This window comes from Rahnella sp. PCH160 (assembly GCF_047784855.1).
Lineage (GTDB): Bacteria > Pseudomonadota > Gammaproteobacteria > Enterobacterales > Enterobacteriaceae > Rahnella.
In genome coordinates, this window is the sequence record NZ_JBLOGT010000001.1 from 3,601,489 (window position 1) to 3,618,443 (window position 16,955).

A 16,955-nucleotide genomic window follows, 5' to 3' on the forward strand; every position below is an offset into this window, starting at 1 on the left:
CGGTACCTTCATTTCGGTCTTCGAGCCTTTCGGTCTCGAAACACTCATTCAGCAAGCTTTCTGAAAGCGGCTGGAGGCTTTTTCAATTCAACAATCAGCCTGCATCTATCTTCCGATTTACATAGCCATTGGCCGCTTTCAAAACGGCGTTGAGCGAGCGGTGAGAAACAGCGAGAGTCTTTTTTCGAGCAGGTTCGAACCCGAAGCGAAAGTACCGCGCAGCGGCGGCGTTTGCGGCACTAGCCGGAGTGGCTGAAACATGGCCAGCGAGCGGCAGCGCGGAGTAAAAAAGACGCGGAGAGTCCAGAGAGGGACCGTCCTGGCCCTCTCTGGTCGGTTTCGGCGCAAGCCGCTGAGCGATCACTGCAATTGAGAAACCGAAATATTCTCGGTCAACTGTCAGCCTTAACTGCAAGTGAAAAACCGAAACTTTCTCGATCTCTTATTAAAACCGCCCGCGGCCCACAACTGTTATACCTAACTATCACCATACTGTACCTGTTATACCCACAGCCCTTCATGCTTAAATCCCCCTCTGTCATCTGCAATAAAAATAGGTTCTCTCATGCTGGGTCTGGATGCTTTTGAACTGGCTCGTATACAGTTCGCCTTCACCGTTTCTTTCCATATTATTTTTCCTGCCATCACCATCGGGCTGGCCAGTTTTCTGGCGGTGCTTGAAGGGATGTGGCTCAAAACCAAAAAAGAGGAATATCGCGACCTCTATCATTTCTGGTCAAAAATCTTTGCCGTGAATTTCGGCATGGGCGTGGTTTCCGGGCTGGTGATGGCCTATCAGTTCGGGACTAACTGGAGCTTTTTCTCATCGTTTGCAGGCAGTATTACCGGCCCGCTGCTGACCTACGAAGTGCTGACCGCCTTCTTCCTCGAAGCGGGTTTTCTGGGCGTGATGCTGTTCGGCTGGAACCGCGTCGGCCCCGGCCTGCACTTTTTTGCCACCTGCATGGTTGCGCTCGGTACGCTGATGTCGACGTTCTGGATCCTCGCGTCCAACAGCTGGATGCAGACGCCGCAGGGCTTTGAAATCGTCAACAATCAGGTGGTGCCGGTGGACTGGCTGAAAGTCATTTTCAACCCGTCGTTCCCCTACCGTTTGCTGCACATGACCACCGCCGCGTTCCTGTCGTCGGCGTTTTTCGTCGGCGCGTCCGCCGCCTGGCATCTCCTCAAAGGGCGTAATACGCCGGCGATGCGCACCATGTTGTCGATGGCGATGTGGATGGCGCTGATCGTTTCCCCGGTTCAGGCGCTGATTGGCGACGCGCACGGGCTGAATACGCTGAAATATCAGCCTGCGAAAATCGCTGCGATTGAAGGCCACTGGGAGAATAAAAACAGCGAGCCGACGCCGTTGATTCTGTTTGGGTATCCGGATATGGAACGCGAGGAAACGCGTTATTCCGTGGAAATCCCCTATCTCGGCAGTCTGATCCTCACGCACAGCCTGACGCAGCAAATTCCGGCGCTGAAATCCTCCCCGAAAGAAGACCGGCCTAACTCGACCATCATTTTCTACAGTTTCCGCATTATGGCCGGGCTGGGAATGCTGATGATCGTGCTGGGTTTGTGGAGCCTCTGGCTGCGCTGGCGCGGCAATCTCTACGAGAACAAAGCGTTTCTGCGGTTTGCGTTGTGGATGGGGCCGTCAGGTCTGATCGCCCTGCTCGCCGGATGGTTTACCACCGAAATTGGCCGTCAGCCGTGGGTGGTTTATGGCCTGCTACGCACCAAAGACGCAGTATCGAACCACGGAGAAATGCAGATGAGCATCAGCCTGTTGCTGTTTGTGGTGATTTATTCCTCGGTGTTTGGCGTGGGATATCTGTACATGATGAAGCTCATCCGCAAAGGGCCGCAGCCGCATGAGGGTCAGAATCAGGATCACGGCGGGCCGGGACAACATCGCACACCGGCGCGTCCGCTGTCGGCGATTAAAGAACCGCTGAACGACGAAGGAGTCTGAAATGGGTATCGATCTTCCGCTGATTTGGTTTTTGATCATCGTCTTTGGCGTGATGATGTACGTGGTAATGGACGGCTTTGATCTGGGCATCGGCCTGCTGTTCCCGCTGGTGAAAGCAGAGCATGAGCGCGATGTGATGATGAACACCGTCGCGCCGGTCTGGGACGGCAACGAAACCTGGCTGGTGCTCGGCGGTGCCGCGCTGTTTGGCGCATTTCCGCTGGCCTATGCGGTGGTGCTCGACGCACTGACCATTCCGCTGACGTTAATGCTTTTCGGCCTGATTTTCCGGGGCGTGGCTTTTGAGTTTCGCTTCAAAGCCAGCGCGGCAAAACGCCACGTCTGGGACAAATCTTTTATCGCCGGTTCCCTACTGGCAACGTTTTGTCAGGGCGTGGTGCTCGGCGCGGTCATCGGCGGCATTCCGGTGGTTAACCGCGCGTATGCCGGTGGCGCGCTGGACTGGCTGACGCCGTTCAATCTGTTCTGCGGTTTCGGGCTGCTCGTGACCTACGCCCTGCTCGGCTGCACCTGGCTGATGATGAAAACCGAAGGCCGGTTGCAGGAAAGTATGCAACGCTATGCAAAACCGCTGCTTTTCACTTTTCTGGCCGTGCTGGTAACCCTCAGCGTCTGGACGCCGCTGACGCACGCCGCCATCGCCGTGCGCTGGTTCAGTTTGCCGAATCTGTTCTGGTTCCTGCCGGTTCCGGTGCTGGTGTTACTGGTGGCGTTCTGGATGTTGCGTGCGGTAAACCGTCAGGCGCACCACTCGCCGTTCCTGCTGACGCTGGCACTGATTTTCCTCGGGTATACCGGCCTTGGGATCAGCCTCTGGCCGAATATTATTCCGCCGTCCGTTTCCATCTGGGAGGCCTCCGCTCCGCCGCAAAGTCTGGGATTTATGCTGGTCGGCGCGCTGTTTATTATCCCGGTTATTCTGGTTTATACCTTCTGGAGCTATTACGTGTTCAGGGGGAAAGTGACGCCGGAACAGGGTTATCACTGAGAGGTGGAGGGGTAAATGAAAAAGCTTATCAGGGAAATGGATGATGACACCGTTATCCGTCAGCCTTTCTGGAAACGCGTCGGCTGGATGGCGGCTATCTGGCTGGGCAGCGTGCTGGCGCTGTTTGTCGTCGCCTCGGTCTTTAAATTGCTGATGGCCGCGGCGGGAATGCGCACGCACTGATTTATTGACGTTTATTAACACCCAACAAAAAACCTCCGTCAAATTTGGCGGAGGTTTTCTTAATTGCGGATAACGACAGCCGATCAGCGCAGCAGATTATCCAGACGATCGTCGTCGATGCCGTCCGGCTCAAGGTGCGCCGTCACATCGGCAAACATGAACAGTTTACCCACCGCCATTTCAGCCGCGTCGCCGATATCGTGCCCGATATCCACGCTCAGATTGCCGTCAACCTCCACATGGAATTCCACGAAAACGCGGTCGCCGCCGTTACGGGTGCGGATATCATGCACGCCCTTCACGCCGCTCACGCTCAGCACGGCTTCTTTTACACGCTTACGGTCATCAGCACTCAGTTCCCTGTCCAGCAACTGCGTCAGCGCATCTGCCGCCATCCCGCGCGCATTCCAGATCATATAGAAGGAAATCAGCAACGCGCCAATGGAGTCAGAGCGCGTCCAGCCAAAATAGCGTTCGAAAATCAGCGCCAGCAGTACGGCGATATTCACCGCGACATCGGTGATGTAATGCGCACGGTCGGCGGCAATCGCCGTGGAACCGGTGCGTTTCACCACGTAGGTTTGCATCAGCACCAGACCGGTCGCCGCCACACAACTGATGATGATGACCCAGATCCCCAGCCCAAGTTGTGCCAGCGGCGCCGGGTTAATAATGCGTCCGATGGATTCCCCGCCCAGTACCAGCCCCGCTGCGCCGAGTAACAACGCCTGCACAAAGGCGGCGACGGCTTCGGCTTTGCCGTGCCCGTAACGGTGTCCTTTGTCGGCAGGACGCAGGGCGTAACGCACGCCAATTAACGTCACCATGGACGCCAGCACATCGACCAGCCCGTCTGCCGCCGAGGTCAGCAGAGCAATCGAGCCCGTTGCCACCCAGGCCCAGACTTTGATGCACACCAGCACCAGCGCCACGCAGACAGAAACCAGAGAGGCGATACGCGTCAGCCCTTTATAGGACGGGGCCGGGCGACTCATGACCGGCTCCGGGCAAGCAGATTATTTTGAGAGTTATTCACAAGAATTCCTGAAGCAGAGGATCAACTTTATTTGATAAATACAAATACCAGACCGGCATTATACCCCATTTCCCGGTTTTTAAGACCTTCCCTATAGCGTGGATCTTCGTGCTCTCACTACAGTTTATTGACTTAAATTTACTTGCATTTACATCAATACACTCTAGCTTAAAACAAGATTTCTTTGTTCCGGCGCGTGGTCGCCGATAATCAGAAGAGCGCTATGACAAACAATAACCATGCAAAACCTTCTGCGTCAGATGACGCACGTTCCGAACAGTCAGAACTCGATTCCAGCCAGATTAAATCAGGAGAAGGCCACACACAGGACAAAAAAGCCCCCAATAATGACGCCGTAGAACCGGACGAGAAACGCAAAGGCCCCGGCAAAAAACCGCTGATTATCCTCGGTATTGTCGTCGTGATCATGCTGGTTGTTACGCTGGTCTGGTGGCTGATGACCAAAGATCAGGTCAGCACCGACGATGCCTTTATCGAAGGCGACGCCGTCACCATCGCGCCGAAAATCGCCGGTTACGTCACCAGTCTGGCGGTGAAAGATAACCAGTTTGTGCATAAAGGAGATCTGCTGGTGGAAATCGATCCGCGTGATGCCACCGCGCAACGCGATGCCGCACAGGCTCAGCTGGGTCTGGCGGTCGCGCAACTGCATCAGGCGCAGGTTCAGTATGATCTGGCGAAAGTGCAGTATCCGGCGCAACTGGCGCAGGCGAAAGCCCAGCAGACGCGGGCGGAAGCCAGCCTGCTCAAAGCGACGGCCGATTTCCGTCGTCAGCGTGGCGTCGACCCGCGTGCAACCACGCAACAGAATATCGACTCGTCCAGCGCGCAGGTGCGTTCCGCCGCTGCGGATCTGGAAAATGCCAAAGCCCAGGTGCAGGTAGCCGCGCAGGTTCAGCTCAATATCCGTCAGGCCGAAACTAACGTTGAAGCCCGCGAACAACAGGTTGAACAGGCCAAAGCGCAGCTGGAAAACGCCACGCTGAATCTCTCGTATGCGCAGGTTCGTGCGCCGTTCGACGGCTACGTCACCAAGCGTAATGTGCAGCTCGGCACGCTGGTGCAGGCCGGTTCTTCGCTGTTCTCGGTGGTGTCGAAAGACCTCTGGATCGCCGCCAACTACAAAGAATCGCAGCTTGAGCGAATGCGTCCGGGCAATAAAGTCGACATCACCGTCGATGCGTTCCCGGACATCAAACTTCACGGCCACGTAGACAGTATTCAGCAAGGCACCGGTTCGCGCTTCTCGGCCTTCCCGGCTGAAAATGCCACCGGTAACTACGTGAAAATTGTTCAGCGCGTTCCGGTCAAAATCGTTATCGACAGCGGTCTGGATGAGAACCAGCCCCTGCCGCTCGGCCTGTCTGTTGAACCGACGGTGACCGTCGAATGAATGAAGATCGCAGCTACTGGAAACCCAAGGCCAATCCGTGGGCAGTTGCCGCCGTCGTAACCATTGCGGTGTTCATGGAAATCCTGGACACCACCATCGTTAACGTGGCGCTGCCGCACGTCGCCGGTTCGCTGTCCTCCAGTTATGACGAATCGACCTGGGTTTTAACATCGTATCTGGTGGCCAACGGCATTGTGTTGCCGATTTCCGCCTTCCTCAGCCGCGTGATGGGCCGCAAAACTTACTTTCTGATCTGTATCGCAATGTTCACCGTCTGCTCTTTCCTGTGCGGTATCGCGACAGAACTGTGGCAGATGATTTTGTTCCGCGTGTTACAGGGGTTCTTCGGCGGCGGTTTGCAGCCGATTCAGCAATCGGTGCTGCTGGATTATTTCAAGCCCGCCGATCGCGGCAAGGCGTTTGGTCTTTCGTCGATTGCCATCATCGTCGCCCCGGTCGTCGGGCCGACGCTGGGCGGTTACATCACGGATAACTTCAGCTGGCGCTGGGTGTTTCTCATCAACATTCCGGTGGGGATTATCGCCCTGCTGGCAATTTATCAGCTGCTGGAAGATCCGCCGTGGGAACGTAAAGCCAAAGGCAAACTCGGTATTGATTACATCGGTATCGGGCTGATTGCGCTCGGGCTGGGCTGTTTGCAGGTGATGATGGATCGCGGCGAAGACGACGACTGGTTCAAATCCGGCTTTATCGTTACGTTTGCTGTGCTGGCGGCAACCGGGATTGTCGGGGCGATTTACTGGCTGCTTTACGCCAAAAAACCGGTGGTCGATTTGCGCTGCATGAAGGATAAAAACTTCGCCATCGCCGGTCTGCTGATGGCGGGGATGGCGATGATTCTTTACGGCAGTTCGGTGGTGATTCCGCAACTGGCGCAACAGCAGTTAGGCTATACCGCCACGCTTTCCGGGCTGGTGATGTCGCCCGGCGCGGTGCTGATTGTATTGTCGATCCCGCTGGTGCTGAAACTGATGCCGATTGTGCAAACGCGTTACATCATTGCGTTCGGCTTCTTCCTGCTCGCTGCGTCGTTTATCTATTCGGCCACGCTGACGCCCAATGTCGATTTCAAAACACTGGTGCTGTACCGCAGCGCGCAGTCAATCGGGCTGGGCTTCCTGTTTGTGCCGCTGACGACCATCGCGTTCATCACCATTCCGCAGCGGATGAACGCCGACGCCGCCGCGCTGTTTACCATGTTCCGTAACGTCGCAGGCTCGATTGGGATTTCACTGGCAACCGCCGGCGTGACCGAACGAACGCAGGCACACAGCGCGCACATGGCACACAACATGTCGCCGCTGAACGAACAGTTTAATCAGGCCGTCAGCAGAAGTGCCGCCGCGATCCGCGATTTCGCCCACGTCGCCGGCGACCCGATGCAGATCGCCACCGTGAAGATGTATCAGGAAATGATCTCGCAATCGCGCATCCTGGCCTACATCGATGTGTTCGGCTACTGCGCCATCGTCGCTGTTATTTTGATCCCATTTTGTTTCCTGCTTTCGCCGGTTAAAAGCGAAGGTAATGCCGGAGCACATTAAGTTGAATACGACCCGGAAGTTGAATAAAACCACGCTGTTTACCGTTTCGGCTCTCACGCTGGCGCTGGCGGGCTGCTCCGTGGGCCCCGATTACCAGAAACCGGACCCGGTCACGCCGGGCGCTTATAACGACATGACGAAGCCGAAAGACGCCGACGGCGCGTCCATTGCCCTGCCGTCGGAGCCGAATCCGTTATGGTGGAAAGCGTTTAACGACCCGCAGCTCGACAGCCTGATCATCCGCGCGATTGCCGGGAATATCTCCCTGCAACAGGCGGTGCTGCGTATCGCCGGTGCCCGCGAACAGGTTAAACAGGCCGAAGGTGCCTGGCTGCCGTCAGTTCAGGGCAGCGCAAAAGCCACGCGTCAGCAACTTGGCCTGAAAGGCATTCTGGATTCCAGCGGTGCTTCGCAGCAGCTCAGCGATCTCAGCCCGGAAGCCTCCGGCGCCATCAGTACGGCGACGCGGCCGGTGAATTTGTATCAGGGAAGCTTTGATTCCAGCTGGGAGCTGGATTTATTCGGCGGCACGCGGCGTCAGGTGGAAGCCGCCAATGCGCAGACGCAGTCTTCCGTCGAACAACGTAACGATGCGCTGGTGTCGCTGGAAGCCGAAGTCGCCCGTGCGTATCTGCAACTGCGCGGTGCGCAAAGCGTGACGGCGGCGATTCAGACGCAAATCGACGTGGCGCAGCAGACGCTGGATCTCACGCAAAATCGTCAGAAGAACGGCCTGTCGCCCCAGCTGGATGTGGAAAACGCCCGTGCGCAGCTGGGTTCATTGCGCGCGCAGTTGCCGCAGTATCAGGCGCAGGAACGTCAGGCAATGAACGGGCTGGCGGTTCTGCTCGGCCAGACGCCGGGCTCGCTCGATGCCGAACTGACCGCACCAAAACCCATGCCTGCACTGCCCGCTGCGGTTCCGATTGGCGTGCCTTCACAGCTGGCGCGCCGACGCCCGGACGTGCGTAAAGCCGAAGCCGATCTTCACGCCGCGACCGCCAATATCGGCGTCTCCGTCGCGCAGATGTTCCCGAGCATTTCCCTCACCGGCCAGTTCGGGATGCGTAACACTGACGTGAGTTATCTCGACAACTGGAGCAGCCATTTCTACTCCTTCGGCCCGCAGGTTACCCTGCCGATCTTCCAGGGCGGACGTCTGGTTTCCAGCGTGCATCTTTCCCGCGCACAACAGGCCAATGCCGCGCTGAACTACCGCCAGACGGTGCTGACCGCGCTTCAGGACGTCGACAACGCACTGGTGAATTACCGCACTGATCAGGATCAGGTGAACGGATTAGAACAGACAACCGACGCGTTACAGACCGCGTTTGATCTCGCCAGCGACAGTTACCGTCAGGGGCTTTCAACGTTCATCAACGTGCTCGACGCCCAGCGCCAGCTCGCGCAGGCGCATCAGCAATCCGCCGAAGCCAAAGTGAAAACCAGCACCGATCTGGTGTCGCTGTACAAAGCTCTCGGCGGCGGCTGGGAGCCGTACCAGAACGTCGATTTACCGACCTACACCGTCTTTGGCCCGGCGGCAACGTCGGATGTGAAAGTCAAAACGACGTCGGGGATAACGCCGTAAAGCGGTTTAATGTGGCGAGATAAAATCGGAAGGCGTGACCTGGGCAGGTAAAGAGCTATTCTGCTTCGTGTTCGCGCCCCCTCTTTTCAGAATCCCCCCTCAGCGCAATTCCACCAGACTGCGCTATTCTGTTCAAACATTGAAAACACTCCTGCCTGCGGGCGGGATTTTCCGCTGAATAACAATCGGGTAAAAAATGAACGATATTTCTACTGAAGAGAAAAAACCCAGCTGCGATTCAGTGATCAACAGCGTTGCCTACCGTGACGGCAAGCGGTTGCAGGATGTCACCGTTGAAGACATCAGCGAAGTGCTGAAAGAACCCGACACGTTCGTGTGGCTGGGTTTGTGGCAGCCGGAAGATGCGTATATGCGCAGCATTCAGGAAGAATTCGGGCTGCATGACCTGGCCATTGAAGATGCGCTGACCGCCCATCAGCGGCCGAAAATCGAGCAGTACGGCGAGTCGCTGTTTATCGTCACGCATACCGCGCAAAAGGTGAAGGAAACCATCGAGTACGGCGAAACGCATCTGTTTCTCGGCAAAAACTTTCTGGTCACCATCCGCCACGGCGCGTCGTCGAGCTACAAAGAAATCCGCAAACATGCCGAAGAACGCCCGGACATGATGAGTAAAGGACCGGCTTACGCGCTGTATTGCGTGCTGGATTCCATCGTCGATAACTACCTGGAAATCCTGCACCGCTACACCGAAGAATTCGACGCCATCGAAAAGCTGATGTTCCAGAACACGTTCAACCAGCAGGCCGTGCAGCAGGTGTATAAGCTCCGTCGTGATCTGCTTTCGCTGCGCAATTCTGCCGTACCGATGGAAGATATTTGTAACCAGCTCAGCCACCATTATGAAGAGCTGATGCCGAAAAGCCTGCGCGCCTACATTCGTGACGTGCAGGACCACGCGAATCAGGTGATCCGCACCACCGACGATATGCGTGAAATGCTCTCAAACGCCATGCATGTGAATCTGGCGCTGGTGTCAGTGCATCAGAATGAAGTGGTACAACGTCTCGCGGGCTGGGGGGCAATTCTGGCGATCCCGACGGTGATATTCAGCCTGTACGGCATGAACTTTAAAAACATGCCGGAACTGGATGACTGGTGGGGGTATCCGGTGACGCTGGGCGTAACGCTCGTCGGTTGTATCTGGCTTTACTGGAAACTCAAAAAATCGGGCTGGCTCTGATATTATTACCGTAAGCCGCACGTTAATTAACATGCGAATAACAGAAACCGCTGTTATTCGCCCTTTTTAATTATCCTGACAAATTTACCGCCGCGTTATTCTCTTTATCCTTTCCTCCCCGCGTTATTTCCTTATATACTCATTTGCATCTTTCCATTTGGAAATTACTTTTATTATGTCAGTGTGTTCCGCGATTTCACAGTTTATGCATTCACTGCGCTTGCCCGGCAAGCGGATCAGTGCGTTGCTGTTCGCGTTGTGCTGGCTGATTCTTAATTCTCAGCTGGCGCTTGCCAGCCATCAGTGCGACATGCGCCCGCCGGTGCAAAATACCACGATGTCGCATAACGAATACATGCAAATGCCTGATTCCCCTGAGCATATGCAAAGTCAGGAGGTGCTGTGTGAAAAGTACTGCGTGCCTGAAAGAACCCAGTCAGACAGCGGAAATGTACCCCTGGTGGCACTTCCGGTTATGCCTGCACTCGCCATAATCACCCTTGATGCCCGCGTGGCGGTCACTACCGCAAACTGGGTTGCCCCGCCGGTCACGGCTCCGCCCGCTGAAGTTCAGTTCTGCCGGTACAGAGAATAGCCCCTGCTGTCAGCGGATGCATTTTCCTGCATCTGAATAATCTTATTTATCTGCCGTAATAACGGCGTTTATCTGATATGACAGTATTGGAGTTATTCCCATGCGTACAATTTTAAATGGTTTTGCCTGTAGTCTTTTCTTTATTTCCGCTTATTCTTTCGCTGACACAATGCCCATGAATCATGATCATATGGCGATGCAAACCGTGGAGGTTTATCAATCTGAAGGTGTGATCACGCAATGGCAATCCGACCGCGTCGGTATTTCTCATCACGCCATTCCTGCGCTTAAATGGCCCGCCATGACCATGAATTTCCGGTTGCCAACGGAAATCGCCACAAACTCCCTGCCCGCTGGTACACCGGTGGCGTTCAGCTTTGTCAAAACTGACACGGCTTATCAGTTGCAGACACTGACACCGCTGAAACGCTGACCGGGAGAAATACCATGTTGAATTTACCGCGTCACCTCAGGGTGACGTGGCACTGGCTGCTGGCTTTTATGCCGGTCAGCGCCTTTGCCACACCCGTTTCTCTTCCCCAGGCGCTGGTTGCCGCGCAGGAATATTCGGCGGAACTGTCTGCCAGCCAGCATCAGATTAATGCGCTGGAAAACCGCGCGGAATCCGCTATGCAGTTGCCCGATCCGAAGCTGAAATTCGGGATTGAAAACCTGCCCGTTGGCGGCAATAACGACCAGCGTTTTACCCGCGAAGGCATGACCATGGAGCGGATTGGCATCATGCAGGATTACGTGAGCAGCAGTAAGCGCGAACGTAAAGCCGGCACACTGCGCGCCGAATCCCGGCAGGTGGCGGCAAACGGCCAGAGCATCCGTGCCCAGTTGCAGCGCGATGCGGCGCAGGCCTGGATGGAACTGGCCATCGGCAATGAAACCGTGAAGCAGTTGCAGGCGCTGGTGGACGAAAGTCAGCGGCAGATTGGTGTTCAGCGCGGCGGTGTCAGCAGCGGCAGCGCCCTGCCTGCGTCGGTGCTCGACGCACGCCTGACGCTCATCAGTATGCAGGACAAACTCACCGAAGTCGGTCGCGACGTACAGCTTGCACGTACCCGGCTGAGTCAGCTCACCGGCATCGATCAGCCCGAAACTCTGGGTGCTGTTCCGCCGGTCAGCGAATTACCCGCAGAAGCGATGCAGGCCGACAGCATCGGCCAGCATCCTGAAATTCTGCAAGCGCAACGCGAGGCGGAAGTGGCGCAGGCGAAATCGTCCGAATCAGCGATTGCCGCACTGCCAGATATCGGCGTGGAAGTCTATTACGGCCGCCGCGCCGACAGTTACGACGATCTGGCGGGCGTGATGGTCACCGTCGATTTGCCGCTGTTTACCGCGTCACGTCAGGACAAAGATCACGCCGCCGATCAGTCGATGGCAATGGAAAGCAATGACCGGCTGGCGCAGCTCATCCGCACGCATCAGGCGCAACTGACCACGCTGCTGGCGCAATATCAGGCGGCCAGTACCCTGTGGCAACGGCAGAAAAATGACGTTGTTCCGCTGCAACAGCAGCGCGTCAGCGTGATTCAGGCGCAGTATCGCGCCGGAAAAAGCAGCCTGAATGATGTGCTGGAAGCCCGCCGCAGCCTGCTCGACAGCCAGATTGCAGTACGAAATGCCGAACTCGACGTCGCACGCTATTGGGTCGCCCTGCGCTACCTGGCGCCTCAGGAGAATCACTGATGACTACCGCTAAAACTTACAGCTTGCTGGCGCTTTGCGTCGCGGCCGCACTGGCACTGGGTTACCAGGCCGGACGCCATAACCCGCCGGCAGATTCAAAAAACGCGTCTGCGTCTGCCGAACGCCAGGTGCTGTACTGGTATGACCCGATGACGCCGGGTCAGCGTTTTGATAAGCCGGGTAAATCGCCGTTTATGGATATGGAACTGATGCCGCGTTACGCCGGTGAAGTGGCCGACGACGGCGGTGTCACGGTCAGCGCCCGTCAGCAGCAGAATCTCGGTATGCGCAGCGCAAAAGTGGAGCGCCGCGTTATTTCCTCGCCGCTGAATGTTTACGGCACCGTCACCGCCGACGAGCGCAGCGTGCGCACGGTGGCCGCCCGCGCAGGCGGTCTGGTGGAAAAACTCTATGTGGCCGCCAGCCAGCAGCAGGTGAAAAAAGGCCAAAAACTGGCGACGTTGTGGATCCCCGACTGGACCGCCGCGCAGCAGGAATATCTGGCGGTGCGTCAGCTCGGTGACCGCAGCCTGAGCGCCGCCGCCCGTCAGCGTCTGGCGCTCCAATTTATGCCGGAAGATATTCTTAAGCGCATAGACAAAACCGGCCAGCCGCAGACACGCATTGACGTCGTGGCACCGGAGGACGGTTATCTCAGCCAGCTGGCCGTGCGTGAAGGCGCGCAGGTCGCCGCCGCGCAGCCGTTATTCGAACTGACCAGCCTGAAACAGGTGTGGATTGTGATGGATTATCCGCCGTCCGCTGCCGCGCAGGTACAGGTCGGCAGTAAAATCAGCGGCAACACGGACAGCCAGCCGGGCGATGTGTTTCGTGGCGTAGTCAGTGAATTACTGCCCGACGCTGACGCCATCAACCGCACGCTGAAAGCCCGCGTGGTGATTGATAATACGCAGCAAAAACTGCGCCCCGGCATGTATCTCACCCTGACGCTTGATGCCCCGGTACAAACGCCGGTGCTGGCGATCCCGCAGGAAGCGCTGATCCAGACAGGCACCCGTAATACCGTGCTGCTCGACGACGGTAACGGGCATTTCACGCCGCAGGCGGTGACCGCAGGCGCAACACGTGATGGCTGGACGCAAATTCTTTCCGGCCTGACCGAAGGGCAATCTGTCGTGACCTCCGGCCAGTTCCTGATTGATTCAGAAGCCAGCCTGCGCAGCGCGCTGCCCGCCGCTGCGGCTGATGAAACCACGCCAGACGCCCCTCAGCACGGGAGCCATTTATGATTGCCACCGTGATCCGCTGGTCGCTGCGCAACCGGCTTCTGGTGCTGCTCGCCGCCCTGATGATGGCGGGCTGGGGCATCTGGTCTTTGCAAAAAGCACCGCTCGACGCCCTGCCGGATCTCTCCGATGTACAGGTGATCGTGCGCGTGAGTTATCCGGGTAAAGCGCCGCAAATCATTGAAGATCAGGTCACGTATCCGCTGACCACCACCCTGCTGTCGGTGCCCGGCGCGAAAACTGTGCGCGGCTTTTCGATGTTCGGCGATGCCTATGTTTACGTGCTGTTTGATGACGGTACGAATCCGTACTGGGCGCGTTCGCGGGTGCTGGAATACCTCAGCCAGGTGCAATCCTCGTTACCGCCGGGTGCGAAAGCGTCGCTCGGGCCGGATGCGACCGGTGTCGGCTGGATTTATGAATACGCGCTGGTCGATAAAACCGGTCAACACAGCCTCGAACAGCTGCGTGCGTTGCAGGACTGGACGTTGCGCTACGACCTGAAAACGGTGCCCAACGTCTCGGAAGTGGCCAGCATTGGCGGCATGGTGCGGCAGTATCAGGTGGTCGCCGACCCGCAGCGGATGCGCGCGCGTGGCGTGACGCACACGCAACTGGTCAGCGCCTTACAAAACGCCAATCAGGAAAGCAGCGGATCGCTTCTGGAAATGGGCGAGGCCGAATACATGGTGCGCACTTCCGGTTACCTGAAAAGTCTGGACGATTTCAACAACGTGGTCGTGACGGCCAACAGCGGCATTCCGGTGCTGCTGTCTGACGTTGCCACCGTGCGCACCGGCCCGGAACTGCGGCGCGGCGTGGCGGAACTCAACGGTGAAGGCGAAGTGGCGGGTGGCGTTATCGTCATGCGCTCGGGCAAGAATGCGCTGGAAACCCTGAAAGCGGTGAAAGTGCGTCTGCACGCCCTCGCCCGCACACTGCCCGCCGGTGTGGAAATCGTGCCGGTGTATGACCGCCAGCCGCTGATCGAACAGGCTGTCGAAACGCTGTCGCATAAACTGATGGAAGAATTCATCGTCGTGGCGGTGGTCTGCGCGCTGTTTCTGTTCCACTTCCGCTCGGCGCTGGTGGCGATCATTACGCTGCCGCTCGGCATTCTCGGCGCGTTTATCGTCATGCATTATCAGGGGGTCAGCGCCAATATTATGTCGCTTGGCGGCATTGCGATTGCCATCGGGGCGATGGTGGACGCCGCGATCGTGATGATTGAAAACATGCACAAAGTACTCGAACAATGGCGGCACGATCACCCCGGCCAGAAGCCCACTTCCGCGGATTACTGGCAGGTTTCCGAACGGGCGGCCATCGAAGTCGGGCCTGCGCTGTTTTGCAGTTTGCTGATCATTACGCTGTCGTTTATTCCGGTGTTTTCGCTCGACGCGCAGGAGGGCCGGATGTTCTCGCCGCTGGCGTTTACCAAGACCTACGCCATGGCCGTTTCTGCCGGGCTGGGGATCACGCTGGTGCCGGTACTGATGGGCTATTTCATTCGCGGAAAAATCCCCGATGAAAACGCCAGCCCGATCAACCGCTGGCTGATTTCCGCTTACCAGCCGGTGCTTTCTGCGGTGCTGAAACGCCCGAAAACCACGCTGGTGTGCAGCGGCCTGTTTCTGCTGGTGTCGCTTTATCCGCTGTCAAAACTGGGCAGCGAATTTATGCCGCCGCTCGACGAAGGTGATTTGCTGTATATGCCGTCCACGCTGCCGGGGATCTCCGCCCGCGAAGCGTCCAGATTGTTACAGCAAACCGACCGGCTGATTAAAACCGTACCGGAAGTCGCCAGCGTGTTTGGAAAGGCCGGACGCGCCGACAGCGCCACCGACCCCGCGCCGCTGACCATGATTGAAACCACGATCCGCTTCAAACCGCGCGACCAGTGGCGGCCTGGCATGACGCCCGACAAACTGGTCACGGAGCTGGATAACGCGGTGAAATTACCGGGTATCGCCAACGTCTGGGTGCCGCCGATCCGCAACCGGCTGGACATGCTGGCGACCGGCATCAAAAGCCCGGTGGGGATTAAGGTGAACGGGAATAACATCGTGCAGATTGAGCAGGTGGCGCAGCAAATCGAGCATATCGTGAAGCAGGTTCCCGGCGTGACGTCGGCACTTGCCGAGCGTCTCGAAGGTGGCCGCTACGTGAACATCGATATTAACCGGCGGGAAGCTGCACGTTACGGTGTCACAGTTGCCGAATTGCAGTCGCTGGTTTCGACACTGGTTGGCGGTGAAAATATCGGTGAAACGCTGGAAGGCCGCGAACGTTACCCGATCAACCTGCGTTACCCGCGCGAGCTACGCGACAACGTACAGGCACTGCGTGATTTACCGGTGCTGACCGCGTCCGGCGCGCAGGTTCCGCTCTCGGCGCTGGCCTCGGTCAACGTTACTGACGGCCCGCCGATGTTGAAAAGTGAAAACGCCCGTTTGTCGGACTGGATTTATGTCGATTTGCGCGGGCGTGACTTGAAATCTGCGGTGGAAGATATGCAGCAGGCGGTGAATCAGCAGGTGAAATTGCCGGAAGGCGTCACCGTCAGCTGGTCGGGGCAATTTGAATATCTGGAACGCGCCACGGCAAAACTGAAAATCGTCCTGCCGGTCACGCTTCTTATCATTTTTGTCCTGTTGTACGTCACCTTCACCAGCGTGCGCGATGCGTTGCTGATCATGGCAACCCTGCCGTTTGCCCTGACCGGCGGTATCTGGCTGCTTTATCTGCTCAGTTACAACCTCTCGGTCGCCGCCGCCGTCGGCTTTATCGCGCTGGCCGGCGTCGCCGCCGAGTTCGGGGTGATTATGGTGCTGTATCTGAATCAGGCGGTGCAGCGCCGGCAGAAACCGGGGGAACCGCTGACTGAGGAAGCGTTGTGTGACGCCATTCACCACGGTGCGGTATTGCGTGTCCGGCCAAAAGCCATGACCGTCGCCACCATCATGGCGGGCTTACTGCCGATCATGTGGGGCGGCGGTACCGGTTCAGAAGTCATGCAACGTATTGCTGCACCGATGATCGGGGGGATGTTGAGTGCGCCGTTATTATCGATGCTGGTGATCCCGGCGGTGTATTTGCTGCTGCACCGGCGGAGAAGTGAGAAGGTTTAGGTTTCTTACCCGCATTGAGCACCTCACAGAAGTCAGGACCTTGGGTGACCACCCGGGGTCCTGGTCGGCTCACACGGTTTTGAATTTGAATTTCTAATCCGGATATTCCTTTGCACTCCCGCAGAGCAATCAAAGTCATATTATGGTGCGGGTTATCACTTTTAATTATAAATCCGTTAACCTTCTTCTCATTAATTATCCCAAAATGTATAACATCAATGCCCTGCCTGATTTCCTTCCGTGAATTCAACTGTGGCGTAGTTATTGCTTTACTCACTTGTCTATACAGGGTTGC

General features: G+C 57.0%; 13 protein-coding genes. 12 read left to right on the forward strand and 1 reads right to left on the reverse strand.

Annotated elements, in window-relative coordinates; genetic code table 11:
* The first annotated feature begins 565 nt into the window (after positions 1–565).
* The 3 genes from ACM5QY_RS16565 to ACM5QY_RS16575 are packed head-to-tail and all read left to right on the forward strand — an operon-like array spanning position 566 to position 3,176.
* On the forward strand, positions 566–1,984 hold the full coding sequence (locus ACM5QY_RS16565; protein ID WP_416121827.1) for a cytochrome ubiquinol oxidase subunit I: 1,419 nt from the start codon (positions 566–568) through the stop codon (positions 1,982–1,984).
* 1 nt (position 1,985) lies between these two features.
* A complete protein-coding gene (gene cydB, locus ACM5QY_RS16570; protein WP_416121828.1) occupies positions 1,986–2,993 on the forward strand; it encodes a cytochrome d ubiquinol oxidase subunit II in 1,008 nt (335 codons plus the stop codon).
* A gap of 36 nt (positions 2,994–3,029) precedes the next feature.
* Positions 3,030–3,176, forward strand: a complete 147-nt coding sequence (locus ACM5QY_RS16575; protein WP_416122908.1) for a DUF2474 domain-containing protein — start codon at positions 3,030–3,032, stop codon at positions 3,174–3,176.
* Positions 3,177–3,259: 83 nt separating this feature from the next.
* Here ACM5QY_RS16575 and ACM5QY_RS16580 read toward each other — a convergent pair whose 3' ends face one another.
* Positions 3,260–4,171: a cation diffusion facilitator family transporter gene (locus tag ACM5QY_RS16580; protein ID WP_416121829.1), complete on the reverse strand. Its 912-nt coding sequence runs from the start codon at positions 4,169–4,171 to the stop codon at positions 3,260–3,262.
* A 264-nt stretch (positions 4,172–4,435) separates the two neighbouring features.
* On the opposite strand from ACM5QY_RS16580, the gene ACM5QY_RS16585 reads away from it, so the two are divergent.
* From ACM5QY_RS16585 to ACM5QY_RS16625, 9 genes are all read left to right on the forward strand, one after another.
* Positions 4,436–5,626, forward strand: coding sequence for an HlyD family secretion protein (locus tag ACM5QY_RS16585; protein WP_416121830.1), 1,191 nt, complete (start codon positions 4,436–4,438; stop codon positions 5,624–5,626).
* Complete coding sequence (locus ACM5QY_RS16590; RefSeq protein ID WP_416121831.1) at positions 5,623–7,191, forward strand: DHA2 family efflux MFS transporter permease subunit; 1,569 nt, start codon at positions 5,623–5,625, stop codon at positions 7,189–7,191. The genes ACM5QY_RS16585 and ACM5QY_RS16590 overlap by 4 nt, the downstream gene beginning before the upstream one ends.
* A 1-nt stretch (position 7,192) precedes the next feature.
* Positions 7,193–8,782: an efflux transporter outer membrane subunit gene (locus tag ACM5QY_RS16595; protein WP_416121832.1), complete on the forward strand. Its 1,590-nt coding sequence runs from the start codon at positions 7,193–7,195 to the stop codon at positions 8,780–8,782.
* Positions 8,783–8,978: 196 nt separating this feature from the next.
* Entirely contained in the window at positions 8,979–9,986 is a 1,008-nt protein-coding gene (corA, locus tag ACM5QY_RS16600; protein WP_416121833.1) for a magnesium/cobalt transporter CorA, read from the forward strand.
* 175 nt (positions 9,987–10,161) lie between these two features.
* Complete coding sequence (locus tag ACM5QY_RS16605) at positions 10,162–10,581, forward strand: hypothetical protein (protein ID WP_416121834.1); 420 nt, start codon at positions 10,162–10,164, stop codon at positions 10,579–10,581.
* Positions 10,582–10,756: 175 nt separating this feature from the next.
* Positions 10,757–11,014, forward strand: coding sequence for a copper-binding protein (locus tag ACM5QY_RS16610; protein ID WP_416121835.1), 258 nt, complete (start codon positions 10,757–10,759; stop codon positions 11,012–11,014).
* Between the two features lie 14 nt (positions 11,015–11,028).
* The gene (locus tag ACM5QY_RS16615) at positions 11,029–12,282 is read left to right on the forward strand and encodes a TolC family protein (protein WP_416121836.1); all 1,254 of its coding nucleotides are present in this window, start codon (positions 11,029–11,031) and stop codon (positions 12,280–12,282) included.
* The gene (locus tag ACM5QY_RS16620; RefSeq protein WP_416121837.1) at positions 12,282–13,532 is read left to right on the forward strand and encodes an efflux RND transporter periplasmic adaptor subunit; all 1,251 of its coding nucleotides are present in this window, start codon (positions 12,282–12,284) and stop codon (positions 13,530–13,532) included. Before ACM5QY_RS16615 ends, ACM5QY_RS16620 begins: the two co-directional genes overlap by 1 nt.
* Entirely contained in the window at positions 13,529–16,660 is a 3,132-nt protein-coding gene (locus ACM5QY_RS16625) for an efflux RND transporter permease subunit (RefSeq protein WP_416121838.1), read from the forward strand. Before ACM5QY_RS16620 ends, ACM5QY_RS16625 begins: the two co-directional genes overlap by 4 nt.
* Positions 16,661–16,955: the final 295 nt, after the last annotated feature.